Origin of the sequence: Cytobacillus sp. FSL R5-0377 (genome assembly GCF_038004385.1) — a bacterium.
GTDB lineage: Bacteria > Bacillota > Bacilli > Bacillales > Cytobacillaceae > Cytobacillus.
The window spans coordinates 1664875-1690371 of sequence record NZ_JBBORA010000001.1; the positions used below are offsets into that span (position 1 = coordinate 1664875).

Annotated in this window: 26 protein-coding genes; 5 read left to right on the forward strand and 21 right to left on the reverse strand. The window is 45.6% G+C overall.

The window, feature by feature from the left end; translation table 11 throughout:
• Window positions 1-24 precede the first annotated feature (24 nt).
• On the forward strand, window positions 25-1071 hold the full coding sequence (locus NSQ49_RS08390; protein ID WP_251283299.1) for a TRAP transporter substrate-binding protein: 1047 nt from the start codon (window positions 25-27) through the stop codon (window positions 1069-1071).
• Between the two features lie 185 nt (window positions 1072-1256).
• A protein-coding gene (locus NSQ49_RS08395) for an IS1182 family transposase (protein ID WP_159871978.1) occupies window positions 1257-2605 on the forward strand; the annotation gives its coding sequence in 2 pieces (ribosomal slippage) (window positions 1257-1821 and window positions 1821-2605; 1350 coding nt in all).
• A gap of 164 nt (window positions 2606-2769) precedes the next feature.
• Here NSQ49_RS08395 and NSQ49_RS08400 read toward each other — a convergent pair.
• From NSQ49_RS08400 to NSQ49_RS08410, 3 genes are all read right to left on the reverse strand, one after another.
• Window positions 2770-3963 (reverse strand): class I SAM-dependent rRNA methyltransferase, encoded by a 1194-nt coding sequence (locus NSQ49_RS08400; protein WP_251284571.1) that lies wholly within the window; start codon window positions 3961-3963, stop codon window positions 2770-2772.
• A 107-nt stretch (window positions 3964-4070) separates the two neighbouring features.
• The gene (locus tag NSQ49_RS08405; RefSeq protein ID WP_251284570.1) at window positions 4071-5618 is read right to left on the reverse strand and encodes an acetyl-CoA hydrolase/transferase family protein; all 1548 of its coding nucleotides are present in this window, start codon (window positions 5616-5618) and stop codon (window positions 4071-4073) included.
• 132 nt (window positions 5619-5750) lie between these two features.
• On the reverse strand, window positions 5751-6395 hold the full coding sequence (locus NSQ49_RS08410) for a LytTR family DNA-binding domain-containing protein (protein WP_159862134.1): 645 nt from the start codon (window positions 6393-6395) through the stop codon (window positions 5751-5753).
• A gap of 138 nt (window positions 6396-6533) precedes the next feature.
• On the opposite strand from NSQ49_RS08410, the gene cbpA reads away from it, so the two are divergent.
• Complete coding sequence (cbpA, locus tag NSQ49_RS08415) at window positions 6534-7178, forward strand: cyclic di-AMP binding protein CbpA (RefSeq protein ID WP_251284569.1); 645 nt, start codon at window positions 6534-6536, stop codon at window positions 7176-7178.
• 40 nt (window positions 7179-7218) lie between these two features.
• On the opposite strand, the gene NSQ49_RS08420 is transcribed toward cbpA, so the two are convergent.
• The 16 genes from NSQ49_RS08420 to NSQ49_RS08495 form a co-directional block, all read right to left on the reverse strand.
• Window positions 7219-7674 carry a hypothetical protein gene (locus NSQ49_RS08420; protein ID WP_159862136.1) on the reverse strand — a complete coding sequence of 152 codons (456 nt, stop codon included), beginning with the start codon at window positions 7672-7674 and terminating at the stop codon, window positions 7219-7221.
• 62 nt (window positions 7675-7736) lie between these two features.
• Window positions 7737-8945, reverse strand: coding sequence for an L-2-hydroxyglutarate oxidase (gene lhgO, locus NSQ49_RS08425; RefSeq protein WP_251284568.1), 1209 nt, complete (start codon window positions 8943-8945; stop codon window positions 7737-7739).
• Window positions 8946-8963: 18 nt separating this feature from the next.
• Window positions 8964-10229, reverse strand: coding sequence for a (Fe-S)-binding protein (locus NSQ49_RS08430; protein WP_251284567.1), 1266 nt, complete (start codon window positions 10227-10229; stop codon window positions 8964-8966).
• A complete protein-coding gene (locus NSQ49_RS08435) occupies window positions 10222-11637 on the reverse strand; it encodes an FAD-binding oxidoreductase (protein ID WP_251284566.1) in 1416 nt (471 codons plus the stop codon). The genes NSQ49_RS08430 and NSQ49_RS08435 overlap by 8 nt, the downstream gene beginning before the upstream one ends.
• Window positions 11627-12352 (reverse strand): FadR/GntR family transcriptional regulator, encoded by a 726-nt coding sequence (locus NSQ49_RS08440; RefSeq protein ID WP_251284565.1) that lies wholly within the window; start codon window positions 12350-12352, stop codon window positions 11627-11629. The genes NSQ49_RS08435 and NSQ49_RS08440 overlap by 11 nt, the downstream gene beginning before the upstream one ends.
• A 13-nt stretch (window positions 12353-12365) precedes the next feature.
• On the reverse strand, window positions 12366-14330 hold the full coding sequence (locus tag NSQ49_RS08445; RefSeq protein ID WP_251284572.1) for a TRAP transporter permease: 1965 nt from the start codon (window positions 14328-14330) through the stop codon (window positions 12366-12368).
• A gap of 13 nt (window positions 14331-14343) precedes the next feature.
• Window positions 14344-15360 carry a TAXI family TRAP transporter solute-binding subunit gene (locus NSQ49_RS08450; RefSeq protein ID WP_159862141.1) on the reverse strand — a complete coding sequence of 339 codons (1017 nt, stop codon included), beginning with the start codon at window positions 15358-15360 and terminating at the stop codon, window positions 14344-14346.
• A 466-nt stretch (window positions 15361-15826) separates the two neighbouring features.
• Window positions 15827-16324, reverse strand: a complete 498-nt coding sequence (locus NSQ49_RS08455) for a GNAT family N-acetyltransferase (protein ID WP_251284564.1) — start codon at window positions 16322-16324, stop codon at window positions 15827-15829.
• Between the two features lie 17 nt (window positions 16325-16341).
• Window positions 16342-17625, reverse strand: coding sequence for a M20 family metallo-hydrolase (locus NSQ49_RS08460; RefSeq protein ID WP_251284563.1), 1284 nt, complete (start codon window positions 17623-17625; stop codon window positions 16342-16344).
• Window positions 17626-17720: 95 nt separating this feature from the next.
• The gene (locus NSQ49_RS08465) at window positions 17721-18173 is read right to left on the reverse strand and encodes a hypothetical protein (RefSeq protein WP_159862143.1); all 453 of its coding nucleotides are present in this window, start codon (window positions 18171-18173) and stop codon (window positions 17721-17723) included.
• Complete coding sequence (locus NSQ49_RS08470) at window positions 18166-18987, reverse strand: DUF3100 domain-containing protein (RefSeq protein WP_251284562.1); 822 nt, start codon at window positions 18985-18987, stop codon at window positions 18166-18168. Before NSQ49_RS08470 ends, NSQ49_RS08465 begins: the two co-directional genes overlap by 8 nt.
• A 512-nt stretch (window positions 18988-19499) precedes the next feature.
• Entirely contained in the window at window positions 19500-20702 is a 1203-nt protein-coding gene (locus NSQ49_RS08475; RefSeq protein WP_251284561.1) for a benzoate/H(+) symporter BenE family transporter, read from the reverse strand.
• 197 nt (window positions 20703-20899) lie between these two features.
• Window positions 20900-21685, reverse strand: a complete 786-nt coding sequence (locus NSQ49_RS08480; protein WP_159862146.1) for an STAS domain-containing protein — start codon at window positions 21683-21685, stop codon at window positions 20900-20902.
• Window positions 21672-22316 (reverse strand): cobalamin B12-binding domain-containing protein, encoded by a 645-nt coding sequence (locus tag NSQ49_RS08485; protein ID WP_251284560.1) that lies wholly within the window; start codon window positions 22314-22316, stop codon window positions 21672-21674. Before NSQ49_RS08485 ends, NSQ49_RS08480 begins: the two co-directional genes overlap by 14 nt.
• Before the next feature lies 1 nt (window position 22317).
• Window positions 22318-22683: a hypothetical protein gene (locus tag NSQ49_RS08490; protein ID WP_159862148.1), complete on the reverse strand. Its 366-nt coding sequence runs from the start codon at window positions 22681-22683 to the stop codon at window positions 22318-22320.
• Window positions 22680-22985 (reverse strand): antibiotic biosynthesis monooxygenase family protein, encoded by a 306-nt coding sequence (locus NSQ49_RS08495; RefSeq protein ID WP_341070664.1) that lies wholly within the window; start codon window positions 22983-22985, stop codon window positions 22680-22682. The genes NSQ49_RS08490 and NSQ49_RS08495 overlap by 4 nt, the downstream gene beginning before the upstream one ends.
• Window positions 22986-23211: 226 nt before the next feature.
• On the opposite strand from NSQ49_RS08495, the gene NSQ49_RS08500 reads away from it, so the two are divergent.
• The gene (locus NSQ49_RS08500; RefSeq protein WP_159862150.1) at window positions 23212-23616 is read left to right on the forward strand and encodes a hypothetical protein; all 405 of its coding nucleotides are present in this window, start codon (window positions 23212-23214) and stop codon (window positions 23614-23616) included.
• Window positions 23617-23674: 58 nt separating this feature from the next.
• Here the strand turns inward: NSQ49_RS08500 and NSQ49_RS08505 are convergent, their stop codons facing one another.
• Together NSQ49_RS08505 and NSQ49_RS08510 are read right to left on the reverse strand one after the other, a co-directional pair.
• Window positions 23675-24436, reverse strand: a complete 762-nt coding sequence (locus tag NSQ49_RS08505) for a MerR family transcriptional regulator (protein WP_159862151.1) — start codon at window positions 24434-24436, stop codon at window positions 23675-23677.
• A gap of 266 nt (window positions 24437-24702) precedes the next feature.
• A complete protein-coding gene (locus NSQ49_RS08510; protein ID WP_251284559.1) occupies window positions 24703-25074 on the reverse strand; it encodes a hypothetical protein in 372 nt (123 codons plus the stop codon).
• Window positions 25075-25211: 137 nt separating this feature from the next.
• Here NSQ49_RS08510 and NSQ49_RS08515 point away from each other — a divergent pair, with 137 nt between their 5' ends.
• The gene (locus tag NSQ49_RS08515) at window positions 25212-25466 is read left to right on the forward strand and encodes a DUF3949 domain-containing protein (RefSeq protein WP_159862153.1); all 255 of its coding nucleotides are present in this window, start codon (window positions 25212-25214) and stop codon (window positions 25464-25466) included.
• Window positions 25467-25497: the final 31 nt, after the last annotated feature.

Consider the following 25497-nt stretch of genomic DNA (forward strand, 5'->3'; position numbering starts at 1 on the left):
TAGTTTTTAAAAAGGAGGATTCACATGAAAAGCTATGTTCTCCTTGCCGGTTCGGTTTTGCTGCTGGCTGCCTTTTTGGGCTATCGAAGCTTTTTTCCAGGGGAAGAGATTCCCTACGATGATGACCAGGAAGGGCTCAAGGAGCAAATTGTCTTTAAATTCAGCCATGTTGTGGCAGAAAATACGCCGAAGGGCCTTGCAGCTCAACGGTTTGCAAAGCTTGTCGCTGAAAAATCGGATGGCCGCATTAAAATAGAAGTCTTTCCAAACGGCAGTCTCTATTCTGATATTGAAGAAATCAATGCGTTAAAGGAGGGGCAGGTTCACTTTATTGCTCCCTCCACGTCCAAGCTTGGCATGCTTTCCCCGCAATGGGGTGTGCTCGACTTGCCGTTTGCTTTCCCTTCGCGCGAAGCGGCTCTGGAAGGCTTGAACGGGGATATCGGCAGGCAGCTGCTGAATTCTCTTCAAGGGGCCGGCCTTAAAGGACTCGCCCACTGGCCAAATGGATTTAAACAGATCACCTCGAATAGAGGGCCCATACAAAAGCCGGAGGATCTGAAAGGGCAATCCTTCCGAATCATGCAAAGTGATGTGCTATCGGCCCAATTCAGCCGCTTAAAGGCAAAGGCTGTCCAGGATTCCTTTAATTCTACTTACAAGCTGCTGGAAGAAGGTGAAGTGGATGGCGAAGAAAACACGATTTCCAACATCTACTCTAAGAAATTTTATAACCTGCAGCAGCACATGACAATCAGCAATCATGGCTATCTTGGATATGCGGTGATGATGAGCAATAAGGTTTGGAATGAGCAGAGTGAGGAAACCAGGAAAATCCTGCTGGAGGCTATGGAAGAAACAACTGACTGGAACAGCCGGATGGCTTTTGACATGAACGAAGAACTGCTAGAGAAAATCAGGCAGAATTCTTCCATTCAGATTCATGAACTCACACCGGATGAAAAACAGCAATGGCAAGCCATGCTGGACCCGGTCTATGAAGACTTCTCACATGACATTGGGAAGAACCTGGTGAGAAAAATGAAAGAGCTGCGGGCAGAATACGAATGAAAAGGTGACAATGAAGAGATTGAAAAGGTGACAGGCACCTATACCAGTTCACTAAACTGGTATAGGTGCCTGTCACCCAGGCTGTCGAGAAACTCTCGACAGCTTTTATTTTTATCATTAACTTTATTAATTCACCGCGTTAATTTGATATAATATAATTAATTTTACTTAGGATGGTGGATGGCATGTTCAAACCGAAAAGAGAATCACAAAATGAAGCGGAATTTGTTTTTATTGAAGATTTAGTCCCTGAAGATCATCTTTTAAGAAAAGTTGATAAGTACATAGATTTTTCTTTTATCGGGGAGAAAGTCCGTCCCTTCTATTCAGAGAATAACGGGCGTCCTTCGGACCCCATTATGCTTTTTAAGATGATGTTCATTGGTTACTTTTATGGCATCCGTTCAGAACGACAATTAGAACGGGAAGTACAGATGAATGTGGCGTACCGATGGTTCCTTGGCTTGAAGCTCAATGATCCTGTTCCGGACCATTCAACCATCAGTTGGAACCGGCGAACTCGTTTTAAAGATACAAATATTTTTCAAGAGATCTTTGATGAAATTGTCCATCAAGCCATTAGTCATAAAATGGTCGGTGGAAGAGTTTTATTTACTGACTCCACTCACCTTAAAGCGAATGCAAACAAGCACAAATTCACTCGTGAAGAAGTAGAAATTGAAACTCGGGAATATATAGATGAACTTAATAAAGCTATTGAGGAAGACAGGTCAAACCACGGAAAAAAGCGCTAAAAGAAAGAGAGGAGGTGACAGAGACCAAGGAAATCCGAAAAAGTACAACCGATCCAGATTGCGGATTCATGTCCAGGGAAAATAAGCAGGAAATGTTCTGTTACTTAGACCACCGAACAACGGATATGAAGTTCAATATCATAACGGATGCCTATGTTACTCCTGGAAATGTCCATGACTCTATCCCTTATCTTTCTAGATTGGATCGTCAGATCGATCGTTTTGGATTTAAAGTAGAGGCAGTGGCACTCGACTCAGGTTATTTAACGAATCCCATTTGTAAAGGGCTTCACGACAGAAGCATTTTTGGTGTAATTGCCCATCGGAGATATCAGCCGACCAAAGGATTATTTCCAAAATGGAAGTTTACCTATCATAAAGAACAAGATATCTATGTTTGTCCAAATGGCCAGAAGCTAGTTTATCGCACAACAACAAGAGAAGGGTACAGAGAGTACAAGTCTGATTCTAAAAAGTGTTCAGAATGCCCACTCCTGAAGGAGTGCACAAGGTCAAAGAACAAACAAAAGGTCCTAACACGCCATGTGTGGGAAGAATTTAAAGAGAAAGTGCGCCTAAACAGACTCTCCCTCTCCGGAAAAATTCTTTATAAATATAGAAAAGAGAAAGTTGAGCGAAGCTTCGCAGATTCAAAAGAACTGCATGGGCTTCGCTATTGCCGGTTACGGGGATTGCACAATGCGAGTGAGCAAGTATTACTCACCGCAGCGTGCCAGAATATGAAAAAGATCGCCACTCACCTAGCCAAGCTAGGATAATTGTGGCGATCTATTGTTTTTCCATAAAAAAAGCCTATTTTTAAGTCAGTAATTGAGAAAATAAAAAAAGCTTGTGGAAAAATCATACCTTTCTCCACAAGCTGGGTGACAGGCACCTATACCAGTTCACTAAACTGGTATAGGTGCCTGTCACCCCTTTTTTGTTACAGCTTCTGTATAAATGCTACTTTAAGATAGTTTCCTTCTTTGAATTCCTTGATGGTGCGGAAGTCTTCCGGAAGGGTGAATTCCTCAAGGATTTTGTAGCGGTCCCCTGTCTGGGCGAACGCCTTTTTGATAAAGTCTTTGAATTTTTTCATGCTGAATGTGCTGCAGTTGGATGATGCCACAATGATTCCATCCTTTTCTGTGATCTGGATGGCCTGCGCGAGCAGCTCTGGGTAATCTTTTCTCGCACTGAATGTATGCTTTTTGGAACGGGCAAAGCTTGGAGGGTCCAGGATGACCATATCAAATTTCAGCTGCTTCCGCACTGCGTATTTAAAGTAGTTGAACACATCTTCCACAATGATATCCTGTGCCTCATGATCAATGCCGTTAACGCTAAACATTTCAATCGTTTTGCTTTTGCTGCGGTTGGCAAGATCGACACTGGTTGTCTTCACGGCTCCCCCTAATGCGGCAGCCGCTGAGAAAGCGCCGGTATAAGAGAACGTGTTCAGAACCGTTTTTCCGGCGGCATACTTGTCCCTGATTGTCTTGCGGACATGCCTCTGATCAAGGAATACACCTACCATGGCACCATCATTCAGATAAATGGGGAATCTGATGCCATTCTCCTTCACGATCAGCGGAAAAGATGCTCGTTCTCCTTCTATAAAATCATCATCCTCGATATACGTGCCTTTTACAGCAAACCGTTTCTTTTCGTACAGTCCTTTAACATCAGCACTTTTCATCAATGCCTGAATCACTGTATCCCTGAATGAATAAATGCCTTCACTGTACCAGCTGATTACATAAAAGCCATCATAAAAATCAATCGTGATGCCTCCGATTCCGTCTCCTTCCCCATTGAACACCCGGAAAGCGGTTGTATCGGGATCATGGTACAAAGCTTCCCGCCTTTCCAGTGCTTCTTCGAATTTTTTCGCAAAAAATGCTTCATCGAAGGTTTCCTGAGGATTTCGGGAAAGAATCCAGCCTCTGCCTTTATTCTGCTTCCCATAATACCCTTTGCCGATAAACCGGCCGCTCTCATCAGTCAATTCAAAGACCGCACCCTCTTCGATGTTCTTCGGAATCCGCTGCACAGACTCCTCTGTCACAAGCGGATAACCTTCCCGAAAACTATTCCTATATCTAGGAGCCGCAATTAATTTGATAGCATTCCTCATAAATTCACCCAATCATTTTGTTAGTATAGCTATCATTGTAACATTAAAAGTGACAGGCACCTATACCAGTTCGGTGAAGTGGTATAGGTGCCTGTCACCATCTATTTTCAGCAGAAGCTCCACTGTGGAACAGCAGCAGCAGCTGAAGCTGACGCTGTTTCTTTCTGCATAGTTCCGTTTTGGGCGAAGTCTGTGTGCCAGGAGAGGGCCTTTTCCAGTATGTGCGGTGTCTGGCCGCCTCTTGTGAGGGCTTCGCGGTAGTAGTCGCGAAGCTGGTCACGGTAGAGCGGATGTGCGCAATTTTCGATGATCAGCTCGACGCGCTGCCTTGGAGCCAGCCCGCGCAGATCTGCATAGCCCTGTTCTGTGACGATTACATCGACATCATGCTCGGTATGGTCAACATGGGAGACGAATGGGACGATGCTTGAAATCTTGCCGTCCTTGGCAATGGATTTTGTCACGAAGATCGCCAGACGTGCATTTCTGGCAAAATCGCCTGATCCGCCGATGCCATTCATCATTTTTGTTCCAAGTACATGGGTGGAGTTCACGTTCCCATAAATATCGAGCTCCAGTGCGGTATTGATCGAAATCAAGCCGAGGCGGCGGATGATTTCAGGATGGTTGGATATCTCCTGCGGACGCATAATTAAGCGGTCCCTGTACCGGTCGAAGTTCGCAAAAACCTCTTTCATTTTTTCATCTGATAGAGTGATAGAACAGCAGGACGCAAAGTCCACCTTTCCGGCATCCATCAAGTCAAATACCGCATCCTGCAGCACTTCTGAATAGACTTCCAGATTCTCAAACTCAGAATCGAGCATTCCATGAAGCACGGCATTTGCCACAGACCCAATGCCCGACTGCAGAGGTGCCAGACTTTTCGTCAGCCTCCCTGCTGCAATTTCCCCGCGGAGAAACTGAAGCAGATGCTGAGCCATGATGGCGGTCTCTTCATCCGGCGGCACGATTGTCGAAGGAGAGTCCTGCTGGTTCGTGAACACGATTCCCCTCACCTTATCCAAATCCACTTTAATTCCCGGCGTGCCGATGCGGTCGTCAGCTTTCGTAAGCGGGATTGGATCCCGTTCTCCTTGCCTGCCAGGTTCATACAAATCATGCAGGCCTTCCAGCTGTGTGGATTGAGCCAGATTGATTTCGATGATGATATGTCTGGCGTTTTCCGCGAAAGACAGCGAGTTTCCGATTGAAGTAGACGGGATGATCAAGCCATCCTCCGTAATAGAAACCGCTTCCAAAATAGCGAAATCAATAGGATCCATAACATTGGCGCGCACAAGCTCTGCCGTATGGGATAAATGCTGATCGATAAATAAGAAATCCCCCTGGTTAATGCTTTTTCTCATAGTTGGATCAGCCTGAAATGGAAGCCTCTTTCCCAAAATCCCCGCTTCCGCAAAAAGCTTATCCACATCAGATCCCAAAGATGCCCCAGTATACACATTCACTTTAAAGCTTTCATGTCTGGCCCGGTCAGCCAGTGCAAATGGTACCGCTTTCACATCACCTGCACGTGTAAAGCCGCTTAGCCCCAGAGTCATGCCATCCTGAATCCAGGATGCTGCTTCTTCTGGTGTAACTACCCTGTCATGCAGGCGGCTGTCGCGAATCCGGTCTAATTGTTTATCCATGTTGCTCCTCCCCTTTGCCATGGTATATATCATCATTTTACCCGGATAAAAAGGGAGCCAGGACTTTTTCGGTTATGTTACGGAATATTCGGATAAAACAGCAAATTACCAAGCTGAAACAGAAAGAATTTTCTAAAAACCAAGCAGTTTCCTGAAATAGCTGGAATAAGACTGGCTGACCGGCACCCGGTCCCCGTTTTTCATGACAAGGAGAAAGGTGGAATGCGAGTCAGGAAAGATCTCCTTTATTTGATTGACATTGACAATAAATGAACGATGGCAGCGGATGAAACTGTCCTTCGGCAGCGAATACTCAAAATCCTGAAGCGAATATTTGTGGGTGCCTGAATGGCCGCCGGTATGTACATATGTCTTCTTATCCTTTGCCTCAAGGTAAACAACCTCTGAAAAAGGAATAGGAATCCATCCATCATTTGTTTTCATCGTCACAACCGATTTTCCATCCGTTAAAGCCGGAGAAATAGCCGTTACACAGCCTTCAAGCTTCCCTTCATGCAAAAAAGGCACGGCCATGCCGTGATACGGAACACCAAAGACATCACGGTCAATAAACTCCGATACTCTTTGCTGTGTCCCTAATGCCTTATAGGTGATGGTTCCTTCCTTCACCCTGTCACCCGGCCTGATTTTTAAATCGATGCGCTTGCTCGGCCGGTAATAGATATATTCACTCTTATTGGAAACCGCAATGGAAATCTCATCGGAAAACAGCTCTCCAATTACATCCAGCAGCGATACAACTGTAATGCTTTCCACGTTTTCTCAGCACCTTTCATGATGATGGCTGTTTCCTATTCTACAAGTTTTCACAAGGGGTTTCACTTAATTTCTTATCATTGCCGAAAAGGCACCGGCATAGAATAGAGAAGGTTAGGGGTAAAGGAGGATGCTCGCATGCTGATTCGCCATCAGATGGTGGATAAAAAAGATGTTAAGTTTTGTGATGAGACCTTTAATTTGGAAAAGGCTCTGCAGTTTTTAAATCAAACCGGCTACCGCTGTGTCCCTATTCTGGATGCCACACATACAAGATTTGCAGGCAATATTTATAAGGTCGATATTTTAGAATATAAAGAGAATCATTCTTTGGATGACCCGATTACAGTTCTGGCTAAAGACCAGCAGACTGTAATAAATGAGGACGACTCTTTCATGAAGGCCTTTATCACGCTGAAGAGATATCCTTATCTCCCGGTTGAGAATGATCATGGCCAGTTTGTTGGGCTGCTGACACACGCAGCCGTACTTGAACTGCTGGAGGAAGCGTGGGGGCTGAACCGCGGCAGTTATACACTGACTGTGGGCAGCTATGGTACACAGGGTACCTTGAAGAAGATGACAGGCATAATCAGCAAGTACAGCGATATCCAGGGTGTTATCTCACTGGATTCATCCAACTTCCATGTCAGCTTGATCCGCCGTGTCCTTTTTACATTGCCGAAGGATACGACAGAAGAGACATTGGATAAAATCAAGAAAGAACTGGATGCAAATGGCTTCCGTGTGATCGGAGTCGAGTGTCATAATGGAGAATGCTGATTACAGATGAAAAGCCGTTCCATGATGGAGCGGCTTTTTTTTACCGGTTATTCCGGTGGAAGAATTCCTGGTACCCATATATAATCCAGGCATAAGAGGTGAAGAACAGGAAAATATGAATGGGCTTAAATTTTTCGAGCTTGTACAATTTAAACTTTTCATACAAGTAATTTAGCGGGTATGCAAACAGAAGATCCATGATTGCATTTACTGCCAGGTACTTCTTAAAACTGCCAAAAGTGAAATGGAAGATCCAGAGGGTCCCGATAAAAAATGGCCCCAGTATGAAGGTTAGATCATTAAGCAGCTTCTTGAAGTGCCCTCCTTCCACTGTCCACCATTTAAAAGGGATAGCCAGTGTGCTTAAAATAAACACTAAAATACCTGCAAAAACAGAAACTGTTGAGAATTTATTGAATGACTTTTTAGGCAGAAAAACGATTGTCATCCAGGGTATAACCAGATGCATCAGCCTTATCACAGTTGTGGCTTTCATTAAAAAATCCCCCTTCTTCCATATTATGGTTTAGGGGGATTTTAATTATTCTCCGATCGTTATTAAACAGCTGATTCCATCTTAAACGTTCCGTCCATCTTCCTGACGATCTCTTTTCCAATTTCTATGGATGCCGTCGCGGCCGGAGATGGTGCATTTAAGACATGAATGGAGCGTTTGCCGGGCACAATGAAAAAGTCATCGACTAAAGAGCCATCGTCCTTCAAGGCCTGCGCTCTGACACCGGCCGGTCCCGGAACAATATCATCCTTTTGGATATCCGGCATTAGCTTCTGGACATTTTTCATGAACAGCTCCTTGGATGCTGAGCGGACCATTTCATCCACTCCCTCTTTCATGTATTTCTTTGCAAGCTTCCAGAACCCTTTATAGGCTACAACCTCCATCAGATCTGCCACATTCAGGTCCGTCTTTTTGTATCCCTCGCGCTTAAAGCTAAGGACTGCATTGGGGCCAACATCGACCGTTCCATTAATCATACGGGTAAAATGGACTCCCAGGAAAGGAAAGTTAGGGTTAGGCACAGGATAAATCAGGTTTTTGACAAGCGAGCTTTTCTCCGGTTTGAGCATATAATACTCTCCCCTGAATGGCACGATCTTGACATCTGTTCTGAGTCCGGCAAGCTTTGCAATCCGGTCTGATTGAAGACCGCCGCAGTTTACGTAATATACTCCCCTAACCTCTTTCCTGCTGGTCTGAACGATTACTTCCTGAGCATTTTCATCAATCGCCAGAACTTTATGGTTCAGCAGAATGTCTCCGCCTTTTTCCGTAATGATCTCAGCCATTTTTTCGGAAACCTGCTTATAGTTAACAATGCCTGCCATTGGCACATGAATGGCCTTTTTTCCATTCACATGCGGCTCGATTTCATGCAGCTCCTCCTTGTCAATCATGCGGATTCCAAGGCCGTTGTCCAGTCCGCGCTGATATAAATTGTCGATGAGGGGGAGCTCGAAATCTTCGCTTGCAACAATAACCTTGCCGCAGATATCCACTTCAAGACCATGATTCCGGCAAAATTCTGTCATGGATTCGCTGCCTTTTTTAGCAAGTTTAGCTTTAAAGCTGCCAGGTTTATAATAAATACCAGAATGGATAACGCCGCTGTTATGGCCCGTCTGGTGGGCAGCCACATGGCTTTCCTTTTCCAGGATAGCCACTTTTGCAGACGGAAACCGGTTCAGCAGCTCCATTCCTGTTGACAGGCCGACAATGCCCCCGCCAATAATGATGTAATCATACATGATCCTCCACCCTTTCCCTTATTTATGATCAATCCCGCAGGCTTCTGCTAATAATTCAATAATATGAACAACACGGACCTTGCCTTCAAGCCCTTCCCGTTTGACCCCAAGGCACATCTGCAGATGGCATCCCGGGTTGGACGTGACGATGATGTCCGGGGAGATTTTTTGGACCTGTTCCATTTTGCTATCAAGGATTTCCACGGATTCTTCGTAGTGGACAATATTATAAATCCCCGCCGATCCGCAGCACATCTCTCCTTTCGGAAGCGGAACATATGTAATCCCCGGTATGCTTTCGAGGAGCTGGACGGGATCATCCGCCACCTTCTGCACATTCAGCAAATGGCAGGATGGCTGATAGGTCACAGCCCCTGATAGTTCCCGGCTGAAGCTGATTCCGAGTTTGTTCAGAATTACACTTACATCCTTATTCTTTTCCGCAAACACCCTGGCACGCTCTGCCCATTCCGGGTCATCAGCAAGAAGGTGATCATATTCAACAAGCATCGAACCACAGCCGCCAATCGCATTAACGACAAAGTCAAAGCTCCCTTTTTCAAAGGCCGCGATATTTTCCTTCGCCAGCTTCCTGGATGTTCCCGTGTCACCGCTATGGTTTTGCAGTGCGCCGCAGCAGGTTTGTTCCTTGATTACCGTAACTTCGCAGCCCGCATGCTTCAGCAGCTTGATGCTGAGGTCATTGATTTTGGCAAAAAACACATCCATTATGCAGCCTGTAAAAAATGCGACACGGACTTTCAGCTTACGCCCCAGGCTATGGGTGCCTGCTCTCAGCTGTTTATTTGGCATTTCCACCGCCGGAGCAATTTCTTCAAAAGCACGCAGCTGTTCGGGAAGAATACTGAGCACCTTGCTTTTGCGGGCAAACGAATTCAAACCCGCTTGCTGATAGGCCCGAAGTGAAGCTCTCATGGCTGCCAGCAATTTTTTATTCGGCAAGGCCTTCTGCAGCGCCATGTTTTCCATGAATGGAGCTGGTGTTTCGTCCGCTTTTACTTCCTTAAATGACTCAAGAATTTTTCCATATTGCACATTGGTTGGACAGGCTGTTTCACAGGCACGGCAGCCGAGGCATAGCTCCATCGATTCGGTAATTTCATCAATGGTTATCTTCCCTTCGGCCGCCATTTGCACAAGATTAATCCTGCCCCGGGGCGAGTGCCTTTCCTTCCCCATAGTGGCGTATGTGGGACATGCCGGGAGACAATAACCGCACTGGACGCAATCGAATGTTTCTTTATAGGCAAGCTGGCTAGTCATGGACTAACACCAGCTTTTGTCCTTTTGTCTCGGGAAAAATTTTGCCCGGATTCATAATGTTATTCGGATCCCACGCTTTCTTCATTCGTTTCATCATGTCGAGTCCCGCTTCTCCCAGCTCCATCTCCATAAATGGCGCTTTCATGGTCCCGATTCCATGCTCGCCTGAAAGAGTTCCTCCCAATTCAATCGCTGCTGTGAAAATTTCTTCGACTGCTTTTTCTACGCATTTCATTTCTTCCTTATTTGTTTTATCGGTAATAATATTCGGATGCAGATTTCCGTCTCCAGCGTGACCGAATACAACTAAGTCAATTTCATATTTTGCTTTGATTTCCTGTAGCCTTCTGAACATTTCAGGAATCTTGCTTCTGGGAATGGTGGCATCTTCGGAAATTTTCGTCGGTTTTTTCCTGACGATAGCAGGTGAAACAAGTTTTCTCGCTTTCCATAGGTTTGCGGCAGATTCCCCGTCCCTGGCGATGATTGCTTCCCTGGCCCCAACTTCCAGGCATACCTGCTTCACCTGCTCGCTTTCATCTCTGATGGCGATTGGATGGCCATCAAGCTCAATCAGGATAATCGCATCTACATCTATCGGAAGCCCAATCGGCTGAAACTCTTCCACCGCCTGGATGGAAGCCTGGTCCATGATTTCCATTTTAGAAGGCAGGATGCCGGATGTGAGTACTGCGGAAATCGCTTTTCCTGCATCAATAATGTCTTCAAATATGACCATCATGGTCTGAGTGGCCTGCGGTCTTGGAATCAGCTGGAGGGTCGCTTCTGTAATGATGCCGAGCGTCCCCTCAGAGCCAACGATCAGTTTTGTCAGATCATAGCCGGTGACGTTTTTGACCGTCCTGCCGCCTGTCCGGATAATGTCACCTTCTGGGGTGACAACCTCGAGTCCCAGCACATAATCTTTTGTTACTCCGTACTTTAAACCGCGCGGGCCTCCTGCATTTTCAGCAAGGTTCCCTCCGATTGTGGAAACATGGGAGCTGCTCGGGTCTGGGGGATACATCAGTCCATGCCGCTGCGCTTCCCGGTCAATATCGGCTGTAATGACACCTGGAGATACAATCGCAACGGTATCCTCCGGGTCGATGATCAGCTTCTCAGTCCACCTGGAAAAGTCAAGCACCATTCCGCCATGAACCGGAAGCGGGCCGCCACTCAGACTCGTTCCTCTGCCTCTTGGATAGACGGGGATTTTCATTTCATTTGCAAGCCTCACAATGCCTGCCACTTCCTCAGTCGAAACAGGCTGCAGAATGATCTCCGGAATATAGGCTCCAAATGAACCATCATATGAATAAGAGACCAGGTCTGCCCTTTCAAGCAAAATGCGCTTTTCTGAATCCATGATGCTTTTAAGCCGCTCAACAATCTGTTCAGTGATCACAAGGCACCTTCTTTCTTTCCCCTTCATTCACCTTCAATTTATTTGACACATTCTCAAGATGCACCCGCATCGCTTTTGCTGCTCGTTCTTCATCCTGTTCTTTAATAGCTGCATAAATGCTTCTATGCTCCTGATATACCTGTTCGCGCTTTGCCGGAAGGCCTACATTCTTCTTGAGGGAAAAGGCAATGGCTTTTCGGTACAGATAATCTATATTTTCCATTACTTGTATCATGAAGCGATTTTTCGTTGCAGCAATCAGGTGTTTATGAAAAGTAACATCTGCCTGATCGCCAACCGCTTCAGGGTTGGTCAGCGTGATTTCAAATTGATCGAGCGCTTCCTTCAATTTTTCCAGGTCGTCCTCATCACGACGTAAGGCAGCAATTGCTGCTGCCTGTGTCTCCATAACCATCCGCATCTCCAATAGCTCAAAAACCTGTTCCACAGAAATGTATTCAATCGCTAACGATCCAAGCATGTCTGCCATATTAACTTCTTTGACGAAGCTGCGGCCGCCTTGCCTGGATTCGATAATTCCACTGGCAGATAACACACTCAATGCTTCTCGAACAGGCGCACGGCTGACGCCAAACAGTTTGGCCAGTTCATTCTCGGATGGCATCGGCTTATTTGCCGTGAACCTGCCATCCTTTATCATTTCTTTCAGCTGATCCAGCACCTGGGCCGAGATTTTTTTTCGTTCGATTTTCATAGCTGTTAGCTCCTTATATGGTGATTTCGACTGAACTGCTTTTCTTGACTCTGATGATGTGGAATAAAATCGCGAACACACAAATACCGAGTCCGGCGATATCTGTAATCATGCCTGGTTTAATGAGCATTAAAGCTCCTGCAAACATCAGGACTCTCTCAACAATCACAAGCTTGGCATTCAGGTAGTTTCCAAGTGAACTTGCCAGAGCGTAAATGCCAACTGTGCTTGTGATGACTACAAGCGCTACTGATAAAATAGATACCGTCTCCCCCTCTGCTGCCTGAAGGAGAATGATAGGATTATAGGCAATCATAAATGGAATGATAAAGCCCGGCAATGAAATTCTAAGCGCTTCCCATGACGTCTGCATCGCATTGGCCCCGGCCAGTCCCGCTGCGGTATAAGAAGCCAATGCCACCGGAGGCGTGATATTTGATAAAGCACCAAACCAGAACACAAAGAAGTGTGCCGCAATCGGATGAACGCCTGCTTCTACAAGCGCTGGAGCAGCTGTTACTGCAACCACGATATAAAGAGCTGTCGATGGAAGTCCCATACTTAAAACGATGCAAGTGATCATAACAACGATTAAAATCAGCCAAAGCTGTCCGCCCGTTAATTCGACAATATTATAAGCTAATGTAGATCCAATTCCCGTCATAGTAACAACGCAAATGATGATTCCGATGGCGGCACAGGCGATCCCGACTTGAATTGTCCCTCTTCCGCCTTCGATAAATGCCTCAATTGTTTTAGAAATGGTAATTCTTGATGATTTATCTTTTGCCAGCCAGCTCGCAATGATGACCGCGCCGATTCCGGCAAATCCGGCAAAAAGGGCTGTTTTCCCCATTAATAGTGTTGTGATAACAACGATAATCGGGATAAGGAGAACCCCTCGTTCCTTCAGAATTTTGATAACATCCGGGATATTTTCTTTGCTGATCCCTTTTAGTCCTTGCTTTTTCGCTTCAATATCAATGGCAAAGATCAAAGCGATATAGTAGAGAAAACTTGGAATGATTGCTGCCAGGATGACCGTCGTATAAGAGATTCCAAGGAACCCGGCCATGATGAAGGCCGCAGCCCCCATAATCGGCGGCATGATCATACCGCCAGTAGAAGCAGCTGCTTCTACTGCACCGGCAAACTTAGGCTTAAGTCCAATGGATTTCATCAGCGGAATGGTAAAAGCTCCTGTTGTCGCAACATTGGCAACTGCACTTCCGCTCAAAGACCCTGTCAGTGCACTGGAGATGACCGCAACCTGAGCCGGGCCTCCACGCTTTCTGCCTGCAATGGCAAGGGCGAGATCATTGAAAAGCTGGGTGGCGCCGCTGACAGAGAGGAATGCTCCAAACAGGACGAACATGACGATGAACGTGGATGCTGTTGAAAGCGTTAATCCGAGTACACCCTCAGTCGTCATATAAAGACGGTACAGAAGCCGTTCAAGTGAAAAGCCCGCATGTCCGAAGATCCACGGGAAGTATGTGCCAAACAAGGCATATACCATTGCGCCTCCGCACAGGATGGGGATAAAGATCCCAACTGCCCTTCTTGATGCTTCAAGGAGGACAATGATAGTAATTGCTCCAAAAATATAGTCAATCATTATCGGCTGGGAGCCCCGGTCCACATGAATCGTTGTATAATTCAGGAGCAGATAGCCAAGACCAGCAAGGGCAAGTGCCGCAAATAGGTAGTCAGGTAATGTAAACCTTTTTTGATTGGAAGATTTGCCGGCAGGGTAGTACAAAAAAGTCATTACCAGCAGAATACCCAGGAAAATCAGGTTTCTGTATATCTCTTGAATATTGGATAATCCATTGGAATAAATGGCAAAAACAGAAAACAGTACAGCAATGGCGGCAGCAGTTTTTTTGTATGGCCCCTCAAGCAGGCGCATACCTCCGCCTGCTTCTTTATCCAAATCAGCGGGCTGTACAATGGGTTCGCTTGTTGATTTTGTCATCATGTTCCCTCCTTTATTTCGCTTCCGGCGGTATTAGATTTTCAGGTATATCAAGACCAGCTTCTTTAAAATATCTGTAGGCTCCGGCATGCAAAGGCACGGATACACCATCAAGGGCGGTTTCCAGAGTCATTTCCTTGGCAGAGCTATGAACCTCATACATTTCATCCAAATTTTCATAGAGCGTTTTGGTTAATGTATAGATCGTTTCCTCATCCATTTCCTTCGTTGTGGATAAAAGGTTCGGCTGGGCAATGGTGTTGATATCTTCGTCAATGCGAGGATATGTCCCGCCAGGAATGACATAGCGGTACCAGCTGTCAGATACTGCATTAATGGCATCCAGCTGCTCATCGGTTACTTCCAAAATCGAAGCTTTTACATTACTTGCATACATATCCGTCACTGCAGAAATCGGGATCCCCGCAGGCAGTGAACCTCCATCCAGTCTTCCGTCACGCATCGCGGAAACTGTGTCACTGTAGCCAAGATACTCAGGAGAAATATCTTTTTTCGTAAGACCGAGTCCTTCCATCATCACGACTGTGGATTGCTCCGTACCGCTTGCCTGCGGCCCTACAGAGAATCGTGTTCCTTTTATATCGTCGATCGTCCCGCTTTTGATATCATTGTTCATCAGCACAAAATGCTCCACATTTGGCCATAGCATCGAGATCGTTCGGAGATCCTCATAGCGTTTCCCTTCAAAGGAATCGTCCCCTGCATAGGCTTGTGAAGAAATTAACCCCTGCAGGATAGCTAGCTGCGCTTCCCCTTCACGAAGCAGTTCAATATTTTCAATAGAGCCGGCTGAAGACTGACCGCTCGCCTGAATTTTTTCATCCTTTAAATGGCTGCTCCAAATATTAGCCATTCCAACCCCTATCGGGTAATATGTACCTCCAGTTGATGCAGTCGCAACAGAAACGAACTTTTTATCCTCGTTTTCGGCTGCAGTCCGTACGCCAACAATGACAATGAAAACCAGTGTCAGAACCGATATGATAATCTTCCACTTTCTCTTAATCATAAAATCCTCCCTTTCCTGCTGAATGTTGAATGTAAGCGTTTTTAAGTTACTTGTATTACAAGTATACAAGATTACTTGTTTTGAATTCAAATAAAATTCTGATTTTTCATTATGTTTAGTGAAAATGAATGCCGAATGCCTTGGGAATACTGGGATTTCTGAAATAAAATAGGAAATTCTACCTTAAGATCGGTCTATTAACCTAGGTTGGCTGGGGGTCGTGCCTTTTTTGTTTAAAGCGTTACGGGGTTCGGACTCTGGGGGAGCGATTTTGACTTTCTCTGTCCGAAGTTGACCAAGGTTCGGACTCTAGCAACGTGATTTCCGCTTATTCTGTCCGAAGTTGACCCAGGTTCAAGACTCTAGCAATGTGATTTCCGCTTGTTCTGTCCGAAGTGCCGCCTGTGTACAAATTTTTAAGAAGAAAAAGGCCATTCCCCTTGTTTAATAGGAAATGACCTTTCTGCTATATCAGCTTAGCCATATAGTATTCATCAACAAAATTACCGTTTATCATGAGCGAATGTTTTTTGGTGCCTTCAATTTGGAAACCCGCTTTTTTGTAGAGGGCGATACCGGCATGATTATGGATAACGGCTGTAAGCTCCAGCCTGTGGATATTTTGCTCACGCGCCCAGCGGTCAAGCTCTTCAAACAGCATAGTGCCGATGCCCTGGCCTCTGTGTTCCTTAAGAATGCCTGCAACGAGATAGACTGAGTGCCTGTTTCTCTTTGCTGCACCGCCGATAGCCATTACGAAGCCGATCAATCTATTGTTCTGTTCTGCTACAATTATGGCTGAGTGATCTTCTTTTTGGATAGCTTCAATTCTTTTAAATTGCGCTTCAGCTGATGTCTGCCTTTCACCGGGCTCAAATAGCATGTAGTCTGAATCGTTTTCTACTTGTGTAATCAGATCTGCCAGGGACTGGGCGTCTGATAGGGTTATGTGGCGGATACTCATGCGGATGGCTCCTTTTGCTATTTTTTCATAAGCCCTTCAACAAAATCTTTCAAAACATGGACACCATATACACAGTCATTTAATGACGTCCATTCCCGGGGATTATGGCTGATGCCATCCCTGCTGCGGACAAACAGCATAGCCGCTGGGATTTCAGTTCCGACAATCATCGTGTCATGGCCGGCACCGCTTGGGATATAAACAGGTTTAATCTCGAATTTCTCCAGGGATTCTGCTATGCCAGATTGCAGATTTTCATTAATTGGCAGAGGTTTGATTTTGGCATTCAGCTTCATTTTCACGTCAATACTTCGTTCGTCCGCTATTTTTCGGGCTTCATTCTTAATTTGATCAAGCAGCTGATCACGGGTTTCTTCAAAAATATCCCGTATATCCACTGTTAATATTACTTCCTGAGCGATGACATTAAAGCCATTCGGGTGTACGTTCAGCTTTCCAACAGTCGCAACGGACGTATCGGAGATTTGCTTTGGAAATTTCTCGATAGACGCTACAAACAATGAGGCAGCCACTAAGGGATCTCTGCGTCCAGCCATTGGCGTATTTCCCGCATGGCCCGCTTCCCCCGTAAACGTTACCTCCAGAGAGGCTGGACCAGCAATGCCTTTTACCACACCAACTGGCTGATTCTCTCTTTCCAGCACCTTCCCCTGCTCAATATGGACCTCCACGAAGGTTTCGATGTCACGCCTGTTTCTTCCTGCCTTTAAGCACTCTTCAGCACTGCTGCCATATTCGCTTAACACTTCACGAAACGTTTTGCCATTTTCATCACGCAGGTGATCCATTTCTTCCGGCTTCAGCAGACCCATAAATGCCCGGCTGCCTGTTAAGCTGCTCTTAAATCTTGAACCCTCTTCATCTGAAAAAATCACAACCTCATACGGCTTCTCCGGTATGTATCCTGTTTCCTTCCATGACTCCGCAACTTCCAATGCTGAGAGAACCCCTAATGGCCCATCGAAGTGCCCTCCATTTGGAACACTGTCAACATGGGAACCGGAAGCGATTGAGGGGCCATCTGTTTTTCCTTCCAATCTGCCGAATACATTTCCTGCACCGTCTGCTGTCACAGTAAGACCGGCGCTTTTCATCCAATTGGTAACCAGCTCCTTCGCTTCTTTCTCTTGAGCAGAATAGCCTGGGCGGGTCACTCCACCGCTACCCATGAGGCCTATCCTTGAAAGCTCATCAAGTCTTTTAGCCAATCTTTCGCCGTTTACACCTGAGCGGGTCAGTTCCTGGTCATAACCTTTTATTAGCTGTTCATAAAGGTTCATAGGCTTCACTCTTTCTTATTTTTTTGGATACTATTAACACTGTGGATATTCGAGCCAAAAAGACCTGGCAGTATTCTCCTGCCAGGCTGCAATCATTAAATAATTCCCTGCATCCGCAGAATAATCTCGGCTATTACGGCAGATCCAATGAAGGTTCCGAAGAACACGAAGACTGCGACAATAATGCTTCTCCAACCCAGCTTGGAAAAATCAGCCCAGTTCTTTCCGATTGAGATGCCTGCATAAGCCAAAATAGGGGTAGCAAGAGCCAGGATATTGACCTGGGTTGTCCATTCGACAACGTACTGTGATCCAGGTACTCCAGGAATAGAAACGATGATTCCGATAATCCCAATATATCCGACACTCGGAATATTACCTGGCAGCACTTTTTCAAGAATAAGACCAAGTACACTGATGACAATTAACACAAGCATGCCCGGAATGGCTGCAGACGGCAGGATATCGTAGCCTACCCAGTTACCGATCAGCGCTGAAAGACCGAATATACATAATATCAGGAACCACTCTGTTATATTTTTAAGCATGGATATCTCCCCCTTTGTCCGCATCCTTCTGCTCTTTGCGTTTTATCATTATGCTGTACAGCTTTTCAGTAAGAGGGAGTCCAATGAAAATACTTGCATACAGCCCTGTTGAAAGTGAAAGAAGATTACTGGCGCCTGCGAAGGCAACAATCTGCGCCTCCATTTCAGGGAAGGCAGCAACGAGTGATCCGCTGGCAGCCGCCATCATGCTTCCGCTTCCCACCCCTGATGCCATCGCGAAAGACAATGGATGGAGCGGGGTAATGGTGGCCAGGAATCCGGAAATCAGTCCCAGGAAGGCAGCACCAAACACAGTACCGAAAATATAAATAGCCATTACTCCCCTGCCTTCTGGCGAATCGAATCCGTATTTATTCATAATCAGCCCCACGTTCGGCTCACGGGCAATTGAGTGGGTCATGCCAATGGATTCTCTTTTAAAGCCAAGAAAAATAGCCACTGGCAGCGCAAATAAGATTGTTCCCAGGTTACCAAGTTCCTGCAGCAGCAATGAAGGCCCAGCCGCAATAATGGCCTCGATTTGCGGCCCAATTGTTACGCCAATTTTCGCAATTAACAGAGTAACCCCCAGCACGATGAGGGGCTCTGCATTTTTAGCCTGTTTTTCTTTAATAAGAGGAGTGAAGTAAAGACCCAGCCCCACGAAAAAAGCATAAAGCATAGGCAGCAGCAGAATAACTCCAGCGCCTACTTTAAAGCTGATCTGTCCGATCGCTTCAGTGGCTGCCACCAAAACAAGCACAATGGCATGCAAGCGCCAATCTTTTAAAATTTCTGTTTTTTCATTTTTCACGGTTTCCCCCCTAGATATAAAGATTACTAGATAGATCCGCACCCAGTGGAAGAATCAAGCATGCCCTTCCCCTGCTCCAGCCTTCCTAGTATGTCGCACACCAGCTGAAAATATCTTTTTGTAAGTGGATATCCTTGGTCTGTGCTCGAGGCTAAACATCACATTCTATATGTATTCTGCAGGATCTTTCCACCGAATGGACAGGACCTCCATCGCAGCTTGATACAGCTCCAGGTCTGTTTTTGGATCTATCTATGGTGCTCGCTCATATTTGAACAAAACTATGAGGCTTTAAAGCAGGAAAGCCCCTGCTTTCACCCATCATACCACCCATGACAATATTTGGTCCAGGCAATGAAGAAGTTACTAGATTCGCTTGTTTTGCTGCCTTGTATGGCTAAGACGGGGAATAGTTCCCTGCATTTCCCCCATATAAACACTGAGCATTTTTCTATCAAGCTCCCAAACTCATTCCTTCGTTTCCACACATTTTACTGGTGCCTGTCACCACATTAATGCTTCTCCACCGTCCGGGCCAATACCGCTCCGGCAACAAGTCCCCAAACAGGAGCGCTGATATGAAGAATGCTCACGCCTGATAAAGTGACAATAAAAGCTGAGAGGGCGCTTAATCGGTATCGGTTTCCGGAAAAGCCCGTTTGCAGGCTTGAATGCAGGACGCCAATGAGGGCGAACCCTGCCAGCAATGAAATGAAAGCCTGGGGGAGCGATTGGATAAAGGGAACGATTTTCCAGGCGAAAATGCCGAAGACAATCGTAATCGCTCCTGACACAACTGCTCCCATATACCTTTTTTCCCTGGGACCGGAATCCGGTCCGGCACAGATAGCACTCATCATGCCGGCGATATTGGCACACTGTCCGCCAAAGAAGCTCGTGATCACGGAGAATATGCCGCTTGATGAAACAATTTTCCGAATAGGGGGTTTGAAATCTCCGCTTTCCAATGCACCGATTCCTGGTGCCGCATCATTGCTCAGAATCAGCATTGCCAGCGGCAGAGCAATCGTTACAAGCCCCATCCAGCTGAATTCCGGTGTCTGGATTGACGGCAAAAAATATGATATGTCTTTTGCTGCATTCAAATCTGCTGTAAAAAATAAGACCGCAAAGGCAACTGCAACAGCCGCTAGCACAGGCGGGAACTTTTTCACATATCTCGTAAAAAGCAGAAAACTGACCAAAGCCGCTCCTCCAACAAAAGGCATTTCCTGGATTGCTGGTACGAGCTTCACTACATAGCTGGCGACCAGCCCGCCAAGCATGCTGGCGATGACTTCTTTCGGCACCCAGCCAATGATTTTTGTAAACAGGCCAGAAATGCCAACCAGAAAAATCAGCAGGCCGGACATGACATATCCGCCAATCAGTTCTGGATACGAATATTGTGCAGTCACAGTCGCCAAAAAGGCCGCACCGGTAATCGAATGCCCTCCTGTAATGGGCATCCGGTATAAAAGCGGCAGCAGGATGCTGTAGACACCCCCAAAAAAATAAACCGCAAACATCCAGTTAATCGTCTGCTGATCGGTGAACCCCCCTGCTGACGCCGCCTGCAGGATGATCAGGGCAGGCCCGGTCATAACCAGTGTGCTTGCAATGATTCCCGATGATATGTTTTCAGCAGTCAAATCTCTTATGAAGGAACCCTTTTGTTCCGTTTGACTGTTAGGCCTCTCCTTCGGCAAACCCATTTTTTCTGCCCCCGACTTTCAAATAGTTTACTTACTATCATGATTTTAAACGGAATAATTGTCAAACTATTTCGCCTTTGGAAACAAAAAAAAGAAATACCCTCGCAAGGATATTTCTCTGTTTCGACAAATTTCGGGTGGTGCCTGTCACTTTATGAAATTTCGGCGTTCTTCCATTTGCGGCAAAAAAAGACCTCCTAAGAGGCCCCCCGTTCATTCCTTTTAAAATAGACATTTAAAACCTGCTTCAGGGACTGATCGATCTGCACCCATTCATCAAGCTTATAGTTATTAAGCACTTCAGCCAGGTTTGGCTTTATTCCGATCAATTTGATGATGCTGCCTGTCATAAAGTTCAAGGTTTTAATCAGCTGGGTGAATTTCTCTATGCCTTTATCTTCAATTTCCCCAACAGCGGTCAGATCAAAAAGAATTTCGTCATATTCACCTGCAAAGACAGCCTTCAGGCAGCTTTCCGAAATAACGTTTATTTTATCTGCGGTTATATCGCCAAATAAAGGGATCAGGCAAAGTGTATCAGACAGCGGAATAAATGGTCCAGACAACTGATTTAAGCGGAGCAGCACTTGCTCCAGCTCTTCTTTTTTCTCCAGCAGCTCAAAATCTGTTGACGCCAGGCGCTCCTGCAGCTGCATCAGCTTATCCATCAAGCCTTCATTTGAGCTGTCCTTTGGCAAAAACAGCATATTGGCATAATCCTCGCTGTCCCATTGGATATGAACCTCAAATAAGCAGAGCTGCATTTCCCTGGTTTTCATATTCAATTCCAGCTTCACAGGATCCACACCAGGCTCCCAGCTGTATTGAATCATCTTCTCAATGCTTTCCTCATCAATGATTCCCTTTAAATGCCCGCCGCTCAAGTCAAATGTTTCCCTTGCTATACTAGAGTAGCTGACGATTTTTCCATTCTTGTCCGCTTTTAAAAACGCAAGAGGAAGCGCATGGTTAAAATATTGCATTTTGCTGTCCTCCCACTTTATGGTTTTGCAGCCATTCTTTTGTTTGCGGCAAATCTTTTAGAATAACTGTTTGATCGGAGCAGTAAGGAAGGAGGTCATACTTTCCGGTTAACCGTCCTCCAAGCAGAACTGTCGGCTTATGCGGAAGTTTGGCAAAGGCGTCGGCATATTCCTTTAATTTCGGCAGGTGATAAACAATGCTGACCGACATGCCGATGACGCTTGGCTTCCAGTCTATTGCCGTTGTCAGCGCATATTCCAAGGGCAGACTCGGGCCAAAATATTTAGTCTCCCATCCGTTCTCTTCAAAAAGGCTGTTAACCATTTTCAGCCCAATGTAATGCTGCTCCCCATCCAGGCAAAGAAACATGGCCCTTTTGCCTGTTTGGCTTTTTTCACGCTGGTAAGCGAGCTTTGACAACACAAAGTCACAGGTAGCTGTAGCAAGATGCTCATCAGCCACTGTGATCTGATTCGTCTCCCACAAGTACCCGATGTGCTGCATAGCAGGTGTAATCAGATTTTGATAGACTTCGATCCGTGATAGATGGGAATTCTTTTGAAGGTTATCCCAGACCTTCGCAGAGTTTCCTTCCAGCAATAGAGCAGCGAGTAGTTCAGCCTGTTGCATCTTACGCGCCTCCCTTCACATGTTCACCTTTCAAAACAGTAATAGCTTCAGCAAGGTAAAGATGAAACTTCTCTCTCTTTTCATCGGAATCCATACTATCAGCCAAAACAGCCTGAATGATTTCAAAATTGTCGATCAGGTGCTGTGAATTCATCCCATGCTTTGTTAAAATGCCCTCAAGCCAGACAGCATAATCAATGAAAAAAGCAGGCTGATCCAGCTCGTAAGCAGTCTCGAGATGTTTCATATGATGATGGTTGTCTTCTCGGCACTTCTCTTTCCCTTTTTCACCGAACCGCTCCAGCAGGGAAGGCTCAAGTTCATAAATCTTTTCGGTTATGCTGTTTACGATCTTTTCATAATTCACTTAGCCACCACCTTATATTGAGAAACCTTCGGTACCACCGCAGCGAGCTCCTGATCAGGATACTTTTTCTCCAGATCATGGATTCTCTTAAAATCTTCGCTCCGGAGCCAGTTTAAATAGTTTTCTTTTGTATCAAAAATGAGCTGCACAGTCAGTTCGCCGGGGCGCTTATCATTCTGCAGCAGCAGAAAGTCGACAAACCCCTCAGCCTGGTCAACCGACCGTGTTCTATTTTTATATATGCGAATGACTTCTTCCGACTTTTCGTCGGGAACGTCGAATGTTGAAAAAACAGTGTACATGAACTCTCCTCCAATTTTGGGAGTTTTATGGCTCCTTTAGTATAACATACTGCATGGGATTGTCATTTTGACGGGTTAGTAGGTTGGAGAGGGCAATGTTACTTCAGCCTCCTCAAAAAGAGGGCATTTGCGGATATTTCATGTAATATGGACAAGGGCTCTTTCCTTCTGGTTTCTCCTTCATATATTGGTAGGAGGAAAGGAGTGAAACCCATGTGCCATTATTGTGTTGAAGAATATTATTACAAGAAAAAGGTCTGCTGCAAAAAGAAAGAAGAGCCTGAACATCACGGCTGCAAGAAATGCACAAGCGATTTTAAATTCCACTGTCCCTGCAAAAGATGCTCTTTTGAGCATAAAAGCTGCTCCTGCAGAAAATGCACACCTGAAATTCATCATTGCTGCTGTAAAAAATGCGCATTTGAACGGCATGACAGCTGCTGTAAAAAGTGTTTCCATAGCTTTCACTATTAATCCAGAAAAACAGCGGCCAGCTTTGCTGACCGCTTTCATTATTTTTCAGCCTCATATTTTAAGGACTGCATCAGATATAAATTCAAGCAGGATTCCAGGCCAGCTGCTGCAGCCACACAGCTTTAGTGCTGAAATACTGGAAAAACAGCATCACTGACACCGGAATGGCCATAAAATCCGCAAAAAGCAGCCGGCAGCCCCACCCGCTTTCCTCCTCACTGCTGTCCTGTATAAATGAGAATGGCATCTCTCAGAAATTCGGCTGCACCTGGACCAATTTTATCATAATAAGCTTTAAACCTTTCATCTGCTACATACATTTCCGCCAGGCCGGCGTGGGCTTCCCTGCTGTATTCATTCCAGTAGAAAGTGATCCATTGCTTATGCAGGCCGGCTGCTTTTTGGGCCAGCTCACCATCCGGATTGCCCGTTTTCATGGCCTGAGCTAAAGTGCTGCTCACCTCTTCGGCCAGTTTGGTTACAGCCTCATGCTCCTCCTGGGTCATATTCATGAGTTTGGCATTGGACTTATCTACTGTCTCATCACCATATTTCTCCCGTATTTCCTTGCCGTATTGCTTCTCGTTATCTTCAATCATTTTCTTTTTGAACCCTTCAAACTTCTCTTTATCAGACATTTTCGTTCTCCCTTCCACTGACGCGATCGTTTTATCTACATTCGTAATAAGCAGATCAAGCTGCTTTCTTTTCTCAAGGAGTTTCTCGCGGTGCTCCTTTAGTGCATCAGCCGCATTGAAAGCAGGTGCTGTGATAATTTCCTTTATCTGATCAAGACTAATGCCCAGTTCTCTGTAAAATAAAATCTGCTGCAGTCTGTCAACTTCCTTTTGACCATAGATCCGGTATCCCGACGAATTGGTTCTTGCCGGCTTAAGAATCCCTATTTCGTCATAATACCGGAGGGTCCTCGAGCTGACCCCGGCCAGCTTCGCGAGCTTCTGCACTGTGTATTCCATGCGATGGTCCCCCTTACAAGAAAAGCGGGAGCGCCTCCAGATGAACTTCAATCCCCCACATCCTGTGACGAAAATTGAAGTCAAAACATCCTGCAAGCCCAACAGGCATAAGTGACTCACACAGGAAATCCTGATTCGGATTGAGTTGGCTTATGATCCCAAGGGGCTAGACGCCGCAGCTAGACATTGAAAAATATAGAAAGCACTTTCTGTTAATAACGATACACCTTTACGCAGCGTGAAGGTCAAATACATTTTTAAAGAAATTAATCCAGCTTTTTAATCAGGAGAGCGGCAGTAGTCCTCGAGATTCTGAATCCCTCTAGGTCCGTATCCTTAATCAATCCAAGGTCCATGGCGGATTTTATTTTCCCTTCATCCGGACGCTTTTCAATCAGATCGATAAGATTCAGCTCCTCCAGTTTGCTGACAGTTGGAACCGGGTCGAACTTCTCTGTTCTTCTGATCTGCCTCTGCAATTTGTAGCTATCGATCTTGACTTCCCCTTTTTCATTCTGTCCTACGGCTGTATCAAAATACTGGTGGAACAGGTCCTTCAATTTATCCAGCTCTGCTTCCAGGTCCTTTTTCCTGCGGTTCAGCTCATCATAACGGGCCAGCATCTCTTTTGTAATCATGGTTGGATCGCCTCTTTTCTTGGATGATACTTCATCTTATTTAGTAAGCGGCGAATTTATGCACAACTAAGGAACATACGTTCCCGATACATCCTCTTAGAGATGATGTAAAATGGAATTAACTAGGAGGAGACAATATGTTTTTTAAGCTTTTTTGGGGAATTCTTGGTTTGTATATTTTGTTTTCGCTTCTGATTCTGCCTATGCAATACCGCTTGTTGACGGCTCTAAAAAAGAATGAAGACGAAAACAAAGCAAAGGGGAAAACACAGGGAGAAATGTATGACAGCATGAGAGTGGATGAACTAGTTCTGCATGAGAATATTCAGGGAAATCCCATCTTTTTTCTGGCTAATTGGCTGGCATCGGTTATCTATCGGATTAAACATTGAATAAAGCCTGGCGAGCTTTCGCCAGGCATCT

Coding starts and splice junctions, on each gene's coding strand:
- NSQ49_RS08495 (WP_341070664.1), bottom strand. CDS start 22,985: ATGTACACTGTTTTTTCAACATTCGACGTTCCCGACGAAAAGTCGGAA.
- NSQ49_RS08450 (WP_159862141.1), bottom strand. CDS start 15,360: ATGATTAAGAGAAAGTGGAAGATTATCATATCGGTTCTGACACTGGTT.
- NSQ49_RS08390 (WP_251283299.1), top strand. CDS start 25: ATGAAAAGCTATGTTCTCCTTGCCGGTTCGGTTTTGCTGCTGGCTGCC.
- lhgO (WP_251284568.1), bottom strand. CDS start 8,945: ATGTATGATTACATCATTATTGGCGGGGGCATTGTCGGCCTGTCAACA.
- NSQ49_RS08440 (WP_251284565.1), bottom strand. CDS start 12,352: ATGAAAATCGAACGAAAAAAAATCTCGGCCCAGGTGCTGGATCAGCTG.
- NSQ49_RS08475 (WP_251284561.1), bottom strand. CDS start 20,702: ATGGGTTTGCCGAAGGAGAGGCCTAACAGTCAAACGGAACAAAAGGGT.
- NSQ49_RS08445 (WP_251284572.1), bottom strand. CDS start 14,330: ATGACAAAATCAACAAGCGAACCCATTGTACAGCCCGCTGATTTGGAT.
- NSQ49_RS08505 (WP_159862151.1), bottom strand. CDS start 24,436: ATGGAATACACAGTGCAGAAGCTCGCGAAGCTGGCCGGGGTCAGCTCG.
- cbpA (WP_251284569.1), top strand. CDS start 6,534: ATGCTGATTCGCCATCAGATGGTGGATAAAAAAGATGTTAAGTTTTGT.
- NSQ49_RS08420 (WP_159862136.1), bottom strand. CDS start 7,674: ATGAAAGCCACAACTGTGATAAGGCTGATGCATCTGGTTATACCCTGG.
- NSQ49_RS08400 (WP_251284571.1), bottom strand. CDS start 3,963: ATGAGGAATGCTATCAAATTAATTGCGGCTCCTAGATATAGGAATAGT.
- NSQ49_RS08510 (WP_251284559.1), bottom strand. CDS start 25,074: ATGATTACAAAAGAGATGCTGGCCCGTTATGATGAGCTGAACCGCAGG.
- NSQ49_RS08430 (WP_251284567.1), bottom strand. CDS start 10,229: ATGACTAGCCAGCTTGCCTATAAAGAAACATTCGATTGCGTCCAGTGC.
- NSQ49_RS08405 (WP_251284570.1), bottom strand. CDS start 5,618: ATGGATAAACAATTAGACCGGATTCGCGACAGCCGCCTGCATGACAGG.
- NSQ49_RS08460 (WP_251284563.1), bottom strand. CDS start 17,625: ATGAACCTTTATGAACAGCTAATAAAAGGTTATGACCAGGAACTGACC.
- NSQ49_RS08485 (WP_251284560.1), bottom strand. CDS start 22,316: ATGCAACAGGCTGAACTACTCGCTGCTCTATTGCTGGAAGGAAACTCT.
- NSQ49_RS08465 (WP_159862143.1), bottom strand. CDS start 18,173: ATGCTTAAAAATATAACAGAGTGGTTCCTGATATTATGTATATTCGGT.
- NSQ49_RS08455 (WP_251284564.1), bottom strand. CDS start 16,324: ATGAGTATCCGCCACATAACCCTATCAGACGCCCAGTCCCTGGCAGAT.
- NSQ49_RS08515 (WP_159862153.1), top strand. CDS start 25,212: ATGTTTTTTAAGCTTTTTTGGGGAATTCTTGGTTTGTATATTTTGTTT.
- NSQ49_RS08480 (WP_159862146.1), bottom strand. CDS start 21,685: ATGCAATATTTTAACCATGCGCTTCCTCTTGCGTTTTTAAAAGCGGAC.